Annotated in this window: 11 protein-coding genes; 9 read left to right on the top strand and 2 right to left on the bottom strand. The window is 41.2% G+C overall.

The genetic code is table 11. The features are described from left to right. The first annotated feature begins 94 nt into the window (after positions 1-94). From F6K57_RS17470 to F6K57_RS17500, 7 genes are all read left to right on the top strand, one after another. Positions 95-1,687, top strand: coding sequence for a hypothetical protein (locus tag F6K57_RS17470; protein ID WP_293069545.1), 1,593 nt, complete (start codon positions 95-97; stop codon positions 1,685-1,687). Between the two features lie 930 nt (positions 1,688-2,617). Next, positions 2,618-3,994 carry a glycosyltransferase gene (locus F6K57_RS17475; protein WP_198954313.1) on the top strand — a complete coding sequence of 459 codons (1,377 nt, stop codon included), beginning with the start codon at positions 2,618-2,620 and terminating at the stop codon, positions 3,992-3,994. 62 nt (positions 3,995-4,056) lie between these two features. Continuing rightward, complete coding sequence (locus F6K57_RS17480) at positions 4,057-4,794, top strand: class I SAM-dependent methyltransferase (RefSeq protein WP_081431501.1); 738 nt, start codon at positions 4,057-4,059, stop codon at positions 4,792-4,794. A gap of 65 nt (positions 4,795-4,859) precedes the next feature. Continuing rightward, complete coding sequence (locus F6K57_RS17485; protein WP_293069548.1) at positions 4,860-6,527, top strand: hypothetical protein; 1,668 nt, start codon at positions 4,860-4,862, stop codon at positions 6,525-6,527. A gap of 872 nt (positions 6,528-7,399) precedes the next feature. Next, complete coding sequence (locus F6K57_RS17490) at positions 7,400-7,849, top strand: helix-turn-helix domain-containing protein (protein ID WP_075901083.1); 450 nt, start codon at positions 7,400-7,402, stop codon at positions 7,847-7,849. 102 nt (positions 7,850-7,951) lie between these two features. Next, the gene (locus F6K57_RS17495) at positions 7,952-8,905 is read left to right on the top strand and encodes a lysylphosphatidylglycerol synthase transmembrane domain-containing protein (protein ID WP_075901081.1); all 954 of its coding nucleotides are present in this window, start codon (positions 7,952-7,954) and stop codon (positions 8,903-8,905) included. Between the two features lie 203 nt (positions 8,906-9,108). Beyond that, a complete protein-coding gene (locus F6K57_RS17500; RefSeq protein ID WP_293023475.1) occupies positions 9,109-10,725 on the top strand; it encodes an ATP-binding protein in 1,617 nt (538 codons plus the stop codon). Positions 10,726-10,743: 18 nt separating this feature from the next. Here F6K57_RS17500 and ilvN read toward each other — a convergent pair whose 3' ends face one another. Further along, a complete protein-coding gene (ilvN, locus tag F6K57_RS17505; RefSeq protein ID WP_075901077.1) occupies positions 10,744-11,262 on the bottom strand; it encodes an acetolactate synthase small subunit in 519 nt (172 codons plus the stop codon). Between the two features lie 626 nt (positions 11,263-11,888). On the opposite strand from ilvN, the gene F6K57_RS17510 reads away from it, so the two are divergent. Then, positions 11,889-12,230 carry a BON domain-containing protein gene (locus F6K57_RS17510; RefSeq protein ID WP_075901075.1) on the top strand — a complete coding sequence of 114 codons (342 nt, stop codon included), beginning with the start codon at positions 11,889-11,891 and terminating at the stop codon, positions 12,228-12,230. A gap of 18 nt (positions 12,231-12,248) precedes the next feature. Here F6K57_RS17510 and F6K57_RS17515 read toward each other — a convergent pair whose 3' ends face one another. Next, positions 12,249-13,160, bottom strand: coding sequence for an alpha/beta fold hydrolase (locus F6K57_RS17515; RefSeq protein ID WP_075901073.1), 912 nt, complete (start codon positions 13,158-13,160; stop codon positions 12,249-12,251). Positions 13,161-13,376: 216 nt separating this feature from the next. On the opposite strand from F6K57_RS17515, the gene infC reads away from it, so the two are divergent. After that, positions 13,377-13,907, top strand: coding sequence for a translation initiation factor IF-3 (gene infC, locus F6K57_RS17520; protein ID WP_075901071.1), 531 nt, complete (start codon positions 13,377-13,379; stop codon positions 13,905-13,907). Positions 13,908-14,050 lie beyond the last annotated feature (143 nt).

Raw genomic sequence — 14,050 nt, forward strand, 5'->3', positions numbered from 1 at the left:
CTACTTGTTATAGTGGGAAGCTCTTAAGACTACTTTTGGCTGAAAAGAATTAATCACTCTCGGACTCTCGGACTAACGCACTCAGCAGTAAATAATGACCAGAGACCTATTCGCCCGTCAAGCCCTAAACCAAATCCCTAAAATCCTTACCCTCCTAGACCGCAATCCCCACAGTCCCACCTACGGCTGCTTTGACCGTAACTTCTGGCACTATAAAATAATTGATTTTCCTAGTGGGATGGCACAGGAATTTGTCTGGCCCCTAGCACTAGCCTATCATACCCACTTGCCAGATAACCCGTTCTACCAGCAACCAGTAATTCTCGATTGGGTCGAAGCAGGGATACTTTTTGCTGCATCCAGTTCCCATCCCGATGGCTCCTGTGATGATTATTTCCCTTTTGAGCGTGCTGCTGGAGCCGCCGCCTTTTCTTTATTGGCTAGCATCGAAAGTTACAAAGCCATGGGACTCCATAACCCCATTGCCTTACAATTCTTTGAAAAACGAGCAGATTGGCTAGCCCATCACATGGAAAGTGGACAGCTCAGCAACCACCAAGCCTTGATTGTCTTATGTTTAGACCTGCTATCGGAACTGTTGCATACCAATCAATGGGATAGAGCGCGATCGCAAAGACTAGAGCAAGTATTATCCTGGCAAAGTCCCGAAGGTTGGTTTATAGAATACGAAGGCTGCGACCCAGGCTACCACACCTTAACGATTTCCTGTCTAGCCAGGATTTATCTGTTGAGATTAGACCCACGCCTAAAAGAAGCTCTGATCAAAGCTGTCGAATTAGCCGCACAATTCATCCATCCCGATGGTTCCTATGGCGGAGAATACACTAGCCGTAACACTTACAACTTTTTTCCCCATGGCTTTGAATTAGTAGGACGCTGGTTTCCAGAAGCCCTAGAGATTAATGACCGCTTCTTGGTGGGATTAGCTAATGGTCTTGGTCCCTGTTACGCCGATGATCACATTATTGGTCACCATACATGGAATTATCTCCTATCTTGGCGGGATTTTGTCAGCAACCGACCCAAACCAACTCCCCGTCGCAGTGGTCGCGTATGGTTGAAAGACGCCAACATCCTAATTGACCGCCGTCGAGGTACAGAACTTTATTTAGCTTTGAATAAAGGAGGCGTTTTTAAGATATTTCGAGACAATCAATTAATTGCTTCAGATACCCATTTTTCTATATTAGTACAAAACAGAGGTAAATTAAAAAATGCTGTTGGTCATCTGATTGATGACTATCAAGTTAAAGTCAGTGAAGATGAAATTCTGATTGAGGGAAACTTGGGATGGGCGAAACAGAAGCAAATGACTCCAATGAATTTACTAATTCTGCGGGGAGTGATGTTAACGATAGGACGCTTCTTTCCCAATTTAATTCGGAAATTATTGCAGAAATTATTAATTACTGGGAAAAAAGACGCTCCCTTCTGCTTTCGCCGATATTTTTATTGGCAAGGTGAGCGATGGTTAGTAATTGATGAATTACAAGCTAAGTCTTGGAAATCGGTACAAAGTGTCGGCATTGGTGGTGACCAGACATCGATTTATGTGGTCATGAGTCGTACTTTTCAAGCAGGACAATTACAAGCCTGGGTTGACCTAAGTGATGAGGTGCAAACCTTGGATGATTATGAATGGTTGAAGTTCGAGCAGCGTTTTTGAGATCAGATAACTGGGAAAATATTTTTGAGTGCCTCAGTGGTCAAGTGTTGTGTGATCAATGCTTATCCCAACTATAGCGCTATTAAATTTGTGGTGATTAGATCATGTCTTATCAAAAAAATGGCGTTGCTGATTCTGGGTATGGTTTTGCCCCCCTAACCCCCCAATTCTGGGGGGAATAAGACGTTCAAAGTCCCCCGAGCGAGCAATCCCTCGCTCGGGGGATTTAGGGGGCTTTAACAAAACCAGATGATTGCGCATTCATTCCTTAATTCAGCAACGCCAAAAAAATTAGGGCTATATTTAATCCTCCCCAACCAAATTATTATACCGCTATAGTTTTGATAGGCTCCTACTCTTAAGTAAAGATAGCGCTATTTAATTAAGAGTATCCTTTGCCTCCGCCGGTCAAGTAATAGCGCTATAGTAATTGGGTTCAATTCAAGCTACTAAATATAGCGCTAATCTAATCAGCTTACTAACTTCCTAAAACTATAACGATAGCCAAGATATTAAATTATGTAACAATTACCAAAAAATACTAGCACTATTTAAAAATTTGTGTTAACCTCAGATATAAACTATACAAGAGCGCTATAGTAAAGAGGAAAAGGCATGGTAGCAAAAGACATAGTGGAATTTTAGGAAGAATCTGAGGGTAATCTATATAGGCTAAGGTTTTTAGGTTAGTCTCTTTCGCGACTCAATCCGATCACAGAAACAGTTTCGATAGCAATGCCCACCTGCTGAGAGAGATGGTGTCAGCGTTTTGACAATGTCTTCAAATTGGTGCTATTTGGAATTTTATTCACAATTATAATTTAGCGCTGCCTTAGGCACTGCTTAATAGACCGGTTGTAAATCATAACATCACTAATTCTACAGAACTGCCCATAATTTTTATTAGATGATATGAACTATAAAAATTGGATGGAAAAATGGAGAAATCGAAATCTCTACTACTATAAAGACTTAGAAAAGTTTTTCCGCTTTTCAACACGTCCTGGCTATTCTGTCTTAGAGGTTGGTTCACGTTTGGGGTACTTATTAGCGGCTGTTAATCCAAGTTATGGCCTCGGAATTGATAGAAATTCCGAGGCCGTCGAAGATAGTCAGAAAAGTTTTCCAGGACTGGAGTTTCAGGTAGAGAATATAGAATATTTTCAACCCCTAGAGAAATTTGATTATATTTTATTGGCCAATACAATCAGCTACATAGAGGATATACAGAAGGCATTACATTCTATAGAAAAAGCCTGCCATAATAATAGCCGTTTGGTCATGACGTTTCAAAACCCTGTATGGGAACCTATTCTACAATTTGCCACCTTGATCGGGCAACGCATGCCCTTATCAGATCTCAACTGGTTGAGTCTGGAAGATATTCAAAATTTATTACAACTAACTGGTTTTGAAGTCCTTTATCACGGAAAAAGATTACTCTTTCCAAAGCGAGTGCCACTAATAAGCTATTTTATAAATCGGTTCCTAGCACCCTTGCCTTTTATCAACCAACTTTGTTTATGTGAGTATATTATTGCCAGATTACAGCCTAAAGATGCTGATGCTCAAACCCAAATTCAGCAAAGGACTTGTTCAGTGATTATTCCAGCACGAAACGAAGCAGGGAATATCGAAGCTTGCGTCACCCGGATGCCAAAATTGGGCCGACATACTGAAATCATCTTTGTAGAAGGAAACTCTAGAGATGACACCTGGTCAGAAATTCAACGGGTTCAGGAAAAGTACAAAGATCGATGGGATATAAAAGTTGCCCAACAATCAGGGATAGGCAAAGGAGACGCAGTTCGCCAAGGCTTTAACATGGCAACAGGAGACGTTTTTATTATCTTAGATTCCGATTTAACCGTTAAGCCAGAAGATTTAGTTTACTTTTTCGAGGCGATCGCTTCTGGATACTGTGAATTTGCTAACGGTTGCCGCCTCATCTACCCAGTAAATGCTACTACTATGCCCTGGTTGAACCGAATGGCTAACCGTTTCTTCGCCTGGCTACTATCCTATCTTCTTAATACTAAAATCAAAGACTCTCTCTGTGGAACCAAGGCAATTTCAAAAGAGAATTATTGCCGCATTGCGGAAAATCGGAGTTACTTTGGTGATTTTGACCCTTTTGGCGATTTTGATTTGTTATTCGGCGCTGCGAAGTTAGGATTAAAAATAAATGATATTCCCGTCCGTTATATGCCCAGAACCTATGGCGCTTCAAATATTCAGCACTTTAAGGAGGGGTTGGTACTTTTTAAAATGTGTGCTTATGCAGCCAAGAAGATAAAGTTTTCCTAATTATATAGCTGACTTCTGTGATTACTATGCTTAACTTATTAAGACTTCCTGAGTTATCTAAGATGACCAATCTAGATAATCCAAACAACATCCATGTATTAAGGGCAATAATTCAGCGCAAACCCTTTCTTATAAAAACTTATAATAGTTTTTATAATCAGTTATTAGTGAGAATTAAGACAATTCCACCAGATGGTAAAATTGTGGAGCTTGGTAGTGGTGCTAGTTTCTTAAAAGAATACAATTCTCAAATTATCACTTCAGATGTCTTACCCTATGATGGTGTTGATCTAGTTTTTTCTGCTTTAGATATGCCCTTTGAAGACAACGATCTTAGTGCCATCCTGATGATTGATGTATTGCACCATATTAAAGATTCGCGACAATTTTTTCGGGAAGCAGATCGTTGCCTTAAGCCTGGTGGAAAACTTGTCATGATCGAACCAGCAAATACTTGTTGGTCTAACTTTATTTATAAGAATTTTCACCATGAACCATTTAATCCACGGGGGTATTGGGGTTTTGAAGAAGGGGGACCATTGTCAGGAGCAAATATGGCTATTCCTTGGATTATTTTTAACCGAGATAGCGAACTTTTTCGGGAAGAATTTCCTCGTTTAAGAGTACGAAGTATAAAAAATCATACACCCTTAAGATATCTGATTAGTGGAGGATTGTCTATGAGACAACTTCTCCCATCAGCCCTTTTTAGTCTAGTGCAATTTATGGAATGGCTTCTATCACCCCTTAATCCTCACTTGGGAATGTTCATGACGATTGAACTAGAAAAAGTAATTTAAGTGATAGCTAATGCTTAAATTAATAATAAGGATAATTATATTAAAACAACTACGTTAATGCTTCTATGAACATCAGTCATTTCCGGCAGAAAGTATCTAAAAAAAAGCAATTTGTTTATTTATTTATTATCCCGGTTATCTTCGCTGTTATTTCTCTGATTATTAGACAGGAATTCGGTCCATATTGGCTTGGAATAAACTCTGATCCTGAGTATGCTTATCTCCTAAATTTTTTAAATATCATCCAATTCCAAACACCTGGTCATACCGATCATCCGGGCACTACTCTACAAGTTTTTGGTGCTATTGTTATTCAAATCACTTATTTTATTCAGTACCTGACGAATTCTGTTGTTTCTAATATTACAGAATCTGTACTGCAAAATCCTGAGTTTTATTTGATCACTGTCAACACCATCCTGCTTCTTATCATAACATCTTGCTTGTTGCTGGTGGGTTTAGTTGCTTTTGCATTCTCTCAGAATATTGCGTTGAGTTTACTATTACAGTTAGGACCTTTTTTGTGGACTCCCCTACAAGAATCCACCCGTGTGAGACCGGAAACCCTACTACTTTCTTTGACTCAAGTGTTGGTGATTCTGCTGCTATTTTATCTTTACTCAGAGAGAGCCCGATTGCCTAAATTTGCCCTAGCTATCGGTATAGTTTTGGGATTAGGGATATCCACAAAAGTCACATTTATCCCCATGATACTGGTGATTATGCTGCTTCCTGGTTGGTTTCAGAAAGGATTAGCAATTTTTACAACAATAGTCACGTTTTTTATTACAACATCTCCTATTTTTTCCCAATACCCTCGTCTTTTTAATTGGTTGACGTCGATTGCGACCCATACAGGACACTATGGCAGTGGTAATCCAGGTTTAGTTGATATTTCAAATTTACCAAGCACCTTTATTAACTTGATTCCCCAGGATAGATTTTTCTTTTATACTGTTGGCTTATCGGTATTAAATTTCTTCATTGTTACTGTTTGGTTTTGGTTGGCTAGACCGACCTTACAAAATTTCGATTTACAACACAAATACTCTCCTATCGTCCCCGTTCAAAAGCTTTATTTATTGTACTTATGTCTTTTGTTGATTATTGGGTTTCAAATAATGCTTACGTTAAAACACCCTGCTACTCATTATTTAATCCCATCTATGGGGTTATGTAGTCTGCTGATTTGGGTGCAAGTTACTCTATTTGAACAACAACTGACTACTCTTTTACAACCAAGTATTTATGCAAAACTAAGTCTACTTGTGTTAACGGTGTATGTGACAGCAAGTGCCGCAGTTACTTATCAGCTAATGTTACAGGATAAAAATAGTCATCAATCTTATAGGGGTGAAATTAAAACTATTAATCAGTTGATTAAGCAAAATTACAATAATTGTATTCACGTAAGATATTATCGGTCTAGCGATAGACAATATGCACTCAAGTTTGGTAACGATTTTGCTTCAAATCGGTTTTCTAAGGTCTTAGAATATAGTTTTCCTGATGGATTTTTCTACAATATCTGGTCTCGTAAATATGAATCTTTTAATCAAGAATTAGATTTAAGTAATCTTATAGAGAAGAATTGCATTATTTTTCAGGGTAGCCCCTTGAACGAAGCACATTATTCACAATTCATGCCAAGCACAACAATAGAAATAATTTTTGAGGGTCAGAGCGAAAGCCTTTACAAGCTAATACAAAAGCCCAATGACGAAATAAAGTAGGTGGGCAGCTAGGGCAAACCCATCTAATCCTCATAACCCAGCTTAGAAAAGAGTTTGACTAACCCTAATTATTAATTACTGGTAAAAAAGACGCTCCCTTCTGCTTTCGCCGATATTTTTATTGGCAAGGTGAGCGATGGTTAGTAATTGATGAGTTACAAGCTAAGTCTTGGAAATCGGTACAAAGTGTCGGAATTGGTGGAGACCAGACATCGATTTATGTGGTGATGAGTCGTACCTTTCAAGCAGGACAATTACAACCCTGGGTTGACCTAAGTGATGAGGTGCAAACCTTGGATGATTATGAATGGTTGAAGTTCGAGCAGCGTTTTTGAGATCAGGTAACTTGGAAAATAGTTCTGAGTGCCTCAGTGGTCAAGTGTTGTGTGATCAATGCTTATCCCAACTATAGCGCTATAAAATTTGTTGGTAATTAGATCACCTTTGCTGTGAAATTAATAGCGCTATATGAATTGGAACAATAAACATAGCGCTATATAAAACCACTAACAACACTGAATAAAGCTAGCGCGCTTATTAAGCTAACGGCCAAGATACTATAACGCTACATTAATTCATTAGCTAACACTCTGATGATTAAACTATAGCGCTATTTAATTTCTTGCCAATACTGTTTAAATCACCTGTCCCAAAAAGCAATAGCGCTATAGTAATTTGACTAATAAGATTAATCAAACTACATCAACGATCTAGTACTTTACTTCCCACTCTAAACTCAAACCTATAACACTATATAAACAACATAGTATTAAATTATGTAACATTTTTTACCAAAACACTAGCGCTATTTAAAAATCTGTGTTATATTAAAATCATGAACAAACAATAGCGCTAGACTAAAAGGCAAAGACATGGCAGCACAACAGATAACTACAATTGGAACCACTCAAGCAGCTTATCTTTTAGGAATTTGTGTCCAACGAGTTCGCCAACTCCTCAAAAGCGGCAGAATTAAAGGCGCTCAAAAAGTTGGCAGATTTTGGCAAATTCCCCTATTTAACGGCATGCCCAGAGTCATTCCTGGTAAGCGTGGACCAAAAGGAACCTGGAAAAAAGTTGCTCAAAAGGTGGCGACTTACATCCACGTCAACCAGCAAATTATTAAGGAAAATAGAAAATACGATACTTACAAGCCTGTCCTGACCGTCAAACAAGGCAACCGCAACACCTACGGTCATTATGTAGAAATCAAAGGCCCATCTCGCTTAGTTTATCAACCCAATTGTCCTAAGCATTGTGGGGCTACGGTGTGGCTAGAAGTTGACCCAGCTGTTGAAATTCTGACTAAAGTTTTTGGTTAGCATCAGATGTTGAAGGTTGTTCGCCTTTGGCGTTCCCCTAGGGTAGATTGAAGGTTGACCGTTGCCGGTTGCCTTTTGCCTTTTGCCTTTTGCTGCTAATCCATGAAACGACTAATCTCGATTGCCATCAGCCTAATCATCCTAGGGGTAATTTATACCAAAATTGACTTTCCCGAACTGATCGCTGTATTTAAAGAATGCGATCGCATGTGGATGGCGATTAGTCTGGGCATGGTGATTCCGATCACCCTGTTTACGGCTTGGCGACTGCAACAACTAATGCCGACGGGTTCCCAACTCCGATTTTGGGAAGCCAATCGCCTGATTTTAGCTGCCAGTACCCTGAATATGGTCTTGCCCTCCAAAATGGGAGATATTGCTAAAGCCTACTTTATGAAGCAGCGGGGTAATTTAGCTGGGAGCTTGTCGTTAGCCATCGTGATTTTCGAAAAAGCTTGTGACATGCTGTCTCTACTGCTATGGTGTGTCTTTGGTTTATTACTATATCCGGGCAAAAATGACTTCTTTTGGCTGATGACCGCTGGGATAATTTTCGGGTTAATTCTAGGGCTATTCCTGCTAAGCTCCCGCAAATTTGCCCATTTATTTTTCTTGCTGACAAAAAAAATTGCACCCAAAAAATTCCGCTCAAAGCTAGAAAAAATGCAAACTTCTTGGGGGGAAATGCACGGCTACTTCTGGCATGACCCCAAGCAGTTATTCAAAATTACCCTAACTTCAATTTTTATCTGGTTCTTACACTTATTGCAAATTTGGTTATTTATCCTCGCCCTCAACGCCTGGACACCCTTTTTAACCAATCTCGCTCTGTCCCCCCTAGCCATTTTAGCGGGATTGTTACCACTAACCTTTGCGGGGGTTGGCACCCGTGACGCTGCGCTAATTTTCTTCTACCAACCCTATTTTCCGGCTGCTACAGCTGCCGCCTTAGGGTTGCTGTGTACTTCCCGCTACCTACTTCCCGCCATTGGTGGATTACCCTTTCTAGGACAATATTTGACTACAGTGCGTAACTTGGGAAAAAAACCTTCTTAATTTGACTGTTGTCAAGGGGAGATGTATGTTAAATTTATTTAAATTCGGAGCAGTTTAGTTAATATTTTTTTAAACAACCGCTCAGGGATGGCACAATTCCCCAACAGCAAATACTATAGTCTGTAGCGGAAACCCATCCTTCAACAGGCAGCTAAAATGCTCAATAGTAATGGTCGTGAGGGAAAAAGGTGAGGCAACAATCTATGTTAATCAGTCGCAGAACTTTACCCCCTAGCTCTGGCAAGCGGGTCAAACCTAATCCAACGGTTCATAAAAACTTCACCAAGTGGAAAACTAGTTGGCAACCTACCAATCAGACACTAGCTGAGCCAATAATTGACCGTAAAAGAGTGGAAAAATCTCTCTTAGCAGTCCAACAGAGATATCGGTCTCTATTTGAAAACTCCACTGATGGTATCTTTAAAATTACCCCTGATGGTTACTATATAGCCTGCAACCCATCACTAGCTAGACTATATGGCTATGAATCACCTAACCAATTCCTCAGTCATGTAACTGGTGTTGGGGAGTACCTTCACAAAGATCCCCAGCGACGCTATCAATTCCTTGAACTACTGCACTTGAGGGGTTTGGTAGAGGATTTTGAATCCCAGGTCTATCGCCAAGACGGCACCCTAATGTGGATTTGCGAAAGTGCTTGGGCAGTGCGTGATGCTACTGGTTACATTCTATACTACGAAGGTTTTGTAAAAGATATTACTAAACAAAAATTAACTGAAGCAGCTTTACAAGCAGCACAAGCAAAATTAGAAGCCCAAAGCCAGGAACTGGAGAATGTCTTAAAGAAGCTGCAACTGGCTCAAGAGCAGTTAAAGCAAAGTGAAACAATGTCCACCTTAGGACAGTTATGCGCTGGTGTTGTTCACGAAATCAACAATCCACTTAACTTTATCTGTGGAAATGTGACTCCAGCAAGGGACTATAGCGAAGATTTATTAAGACTGTTGGGATTATATGTCAAACACTATCCCCAGCCTGTAGCCGAAATTCAACAGTACGCCGATGCAATTGACCTAGATTTCCTAATCCAAGATTTTCCCAAAGCCCTATCATCCATGGGATTAGGTGCAGAACGCTTGCAACAGATTGTGCAGTCAGTGCGCCACTTTTCCCGACAGCAGACCGATGAAAAGCAGCGCGTGAATATTCATCAAGGGATTGATAGTACTCTGACTATCCTCCATAATCGCTTAAAGCCCAAAGGAAACAATCCCGGGATTACCGTGACCAAGGACTATGGAAAACTCCCTTTAGTGGAGTGCTACTCTGGTCCAATCAACCAAGTGTTGATGAACCTGCTGTGCAATGCCATTGATGCTCTAGAAGAGGCACAGGTTAATAGGTTCTTTGTTAGAGGTTCTTCACCTGTTCAGGTAGACAGGTTTAAGGTTCGAGTTTCCCCTCAGTCTTCTGATTCCCCGCAAGGTGTAAATCAAAAGACACCAGCACTGCCTAATATCACCATTCGGACAGAATTTATAGGCAGCAATGGTGATCTTGGGGACAGTTCTGGTGGACAGGTCGTGATCAGAATCATCGATAATGGTCCGGGAATGACAGAAGAGGTTAAACAGAAGATATTTGAACCATTCTTCACCACCAAATCAATCGACAAGGGAACTGGCTTAGGGCTAGATATCTGCCGGAAAATCGTTGTTGAACAGCATGGCGGTCAAATCCTATGTACCTCTAATCCCGGTAAGGGAACAGAATTTGCGATCGCAATTCCTGTAGGTTCATATCATAAAGGCTTGCAGGCAAAACAGACGAACCAATCACCAATGACTAACGACCAATGACTAATGACTAATGACTAATTAAACTTTTGCCTCCAAAGACTTGAGATATTCAGTATTGACTCCCGATTCTCGGGTTAGGGCGATTTTGCCAGTCCGGGCAATTTCGCGGATACCAAACTTATTCAGCATTTGGGTCAGTGCTACCATTTTACCTGGGTCTCCCACAACTTCTAGAGTTAGTGACTCCTCAGATGTATCTACGATATGGGCACGAAACACCTGGGCTAATTCAAGAATCTCCGAGCGGGTGGAACTAGTAGTGTTAACCTTGAGCAGCATCAACTCCCTTTCGACACAGGGAATTGTGGTAATATCCTGTACTTTGAGGACATTAATTAGCTTATAGAGTTGCTTAGTCAGCTGCTCAATGCTGCTGTCATCTCCAGGTACTACCATCGTAATTCGAGATATACCAACCTGCTCAGTTGGTCCAACGGCAAGACTTTCGATATTGAAGCCTCTACGGGCAAATAAACCAGCAATGCGAGTTAGAACACCGGCTTCATCTTCAACTAAAACGGAAAGGGTATGTTTCATAGTTTGACTTGGGAGTGGTGGGGGCGTGTGCTGCCTAAATTGCTATCAACGTGATTTATTGGTGAGACTGTTGAGTGGTTAAGTGTTGACTAGCCCGATACTTTTTAGCTACCAAAGTCTACCAAGATAGACTTTTGCCCGCCAATGCAAGATGCTTTCACATCCAGGGGGTATCTCCGCGCTTCTCTGACGGAATATCCCGCGAGCGCCATAAAAATGTCAAAAAAGCTGGTTCCACCGGGATAGAGAGCGCAACTATTAAACCCTTGGTTTTCGGCTTTAATTTAAGTTACATAATAATCCCTGTCGGTGTTACCATAATTTAATTCTAACAAATAATAAGAGTTTTTGGGAGACTCTGCGACATTTTCTCTAGCTGTTTACTAACCCTTTTTTAAGGGGGGATAAGGGATGAGCAACGGTTAACTGTTAAGTTTTTTGAAGCTAAGCGTCAACGGTCAACGGTAAACCAACTACCATTTTATCCAGGTTTTGAGTAACCAAGAACTCTAGTAACAGTGTGCTGTATCTAAAGATATATTTTTTCTGAAACTAGGCAGCTAATTGCCAAATTCCTCGGTAACATAAAAATCGATAAAAACTGATTGGAGTGAAACACAATATTTATGGGTTGGTTACAACGACTTTTTGGATTTGGAAGCCCAGAGGAAGCTGCCGCAGCTAGTACCCCTTCAGAAGATGCACCAGCAGGAGATGACATTCCCCCAGAACGACTGGGGTTAAATGGAGAATACGACCAAAGCGGCCTTGCCAAGCGAGTTGTTTGGGCTTTTGACCAAGACAACGACCTGGATGACGAGGAGAGGCTCTGGGTTGCTCAAACTGGCGGTAAAGTTGTGCTGAAAGGAGAAGTAGCTAGCCAGGAGGTTCTAGATAAGATGGTTGATGTTGCCTCAGGTGTAGATGGTTGCACGGAGGTTGACACTGATCAAGTGAGCGTCGGCTAATAGGGATTTTGGGTATAATCAAACCTTAGCTCCTAGCCACTCTAACAGGATCAGATTCACCTGTTCCGGACATTCATCGTGGGGACAGTGACCAGCATGATCTAACTCCAATAGCTCTAAATTAGGATTGAGTTTAACAAACTTGCGAGCTAAGATGGGGGGAATCATTCGGTCTTTTAGTCCCCACATCAATAGCATAGGAATATCTAATGTAGGTAATAGGGATTTGACCGGTAGACTAAAGTTAGGAGCACTCATCCCTCTCAAAAGTCTACTAAAGGTTGCCGCAGCTCCGGGATCGGTGGCAGGTACACTCAGAATTTCTACTAAATCATCTGTAACTGCCTCTGGATTAGCATAAGCTAACCCTGCCCACTTACGAACAACCGTTGGACGTCGTACTACGTAAAATAGGGCTTTGAGTAGCACTGGTGATGCCACTAGATTCTCAACTGTTGAGACTATCGGTCCGAGCCAACTAGGAATGGCTTCTTCTCGGGCTTGGAAATCTGGTAAATTAATCATCACCAGACCTTTAACCATCTCTGGATGGGTTGCTGCTGCTCCTAGACCAACTAGGGAACCAATGGAGTTACCTACTAACACTACGGGTTTTTGGATAAATGTTTGCCAAAATTCATAAACCTGAGCTACCCAAAGGTCAATGGTGTAGTCAACCGCAGCTTTCCGGGATGCCCCAAAACCCAGCAGATCTAAAGCATAAACGGTATGATGTTGACCGATTACGTCTAGGTTATTACGCCAATGCCCGACCGAAGCACCAAACCCATGAAGCAGAATAACTGGTGTTGTCGGCTGGACAGTTAGGGGTTGGGGTGGGCGAAAATAGGTATAACGGATCGGCCAACCCCGCCAGACCCAATCCCTTTGACTACCAACTCGTTGCTGCCAATGCAAAGATTTGGTCACAAACTGCCTCAACTTCAAAAATATTTACAAAGCTTCTTGTGTCCATTATGCCTTCCCTATCAGGCAAAGGAGTAAGTTATAACTATTCCATCGGCCTTAGTTTCCTACGTGATGTTAATAATTTGAACAGAAACAAGAAAGGAATTAGTAAAATGGCAAGTGTATGTAGTAAGTCTATTTTTTGATTAATCCACTTAAGAAAATAAACAAACGCCTGTGAGTGATAATAGAAGACGCCAACGCGATCTACCCCAAATTAACGAAAGAATTAGGTTTCCCAAGATTAGAGCCATTGATACCGATGGGGCACAGCTGGGTATAATCACACCTCAAGATGCCCTGCGGATTGCTGAGGAAAAGGAGTTAGATCTTGTCCTGGTTAGTGACAAGGCAGATCCGCCAGTTTGTCGCATCATGGACTATGGCAAGTACAAATTTGAACAAGAGAAGAAAGCCCGTGAAGCCAAGAAGAAGCAGCACACGGCTGATGTCAAAGAAGTGAAGATGCGCTACAAAATAGAAGACCATGACTACAATGTGCGGGTCAATCAAGCGGAGCGCTTCCTGAAATCTGGCGATAAGGTCAAAGCTACCATTACCTTCCGAGGTCGAGAAATCCAACACAGTAATTTAGCTATGGCACTACTCGAGCGCATGGCTAATGATTTACAGGAATTGGCAGAAGTCCAGCAAGCCCCTAAGCGGGAAGGTCGCAACATGATGATGTTGCTCTCCCCCAAAAAATAGTGGTTATAGTGATTGGTCATCAGTGATTGGTCATTAGTGATTGGTCATTAGTGATTGGTCATTAGTCATTGGTCATTAGTCATTGGTAGCCACATGTGCAGGTGCCTGGAATTCATGTCTGAATACGTATGCACGGAGCAAGC

It is taken from the genome of Moorena sp. SIO4A5, assembly GCF_010672005.1.
GTDB lineage: Bacteria > Cyanobacteriota > Cyanobacteriia > Cyanobacteriales > Coleofasciculaceae > Moorena.

Coding starts and splice junctions, on each gene's coding strand:
- F6K57_RS17470 (WP_293069545.1), top strand. CDS start 95: ATGACCAGAGACCTATTCGCCCGTCAAGCCCTAAACCAAATCCCTAAA.
- F6K57_RS17475 (WP_198954313.1), top strand. CDS start 2,618: ATGGAAAAATGGAGAAATCGAAATCTCTACTACTATAAAGACTTAGAA.
- F6K57_RS17480 (WP_081431501.1), top strand. CDS start 4,057: ATGACCAATCTAGATAATCCAAACAACATCCATGTATTAAGGGCAATA.
- F6K57_RS17485 (WP_293069548.1), top strand. CDS start 4,860: ATGAACATCAGTCATTTCCGGCAGAAAGTATCTAAAAAAAAGCAATTT.
- F6K57_RS17490 (WP_075901083.1), top strand. CDS start 7,400: ATGGCAGCACAACAGATAACTACAATTGGAACCACTCAAGCAGCTTAT.
- F6K57_RS17495 (WP_075901081.1), top strand. CDS start 7,952: ATGAAACGACTAATCTCGATTGCCATCAGCCTAATCATCCTAGGGGTA.
- F6K57_RS17500 (WP_293023475.1), top strand. CDS start 9,109: ATGTTAATCAGTCGCAGAACTTTACCCCCTAGCTCTGGCAAGCGGGTC.
- ilvN (WP_075901077.1), bottom strand. CDS start 11,262: ATGAAACATACCCTTTCCGTTTTAGTTGAAGATGAAGCCGGTGTTCTA.
- F6K57_RS17510 (WP_075901075.1), top strand. CDS start 11,889: ATGGGTTGGTTACAACGACTTTTTGGATTTGGAAGCCCAGAGGAAGCT.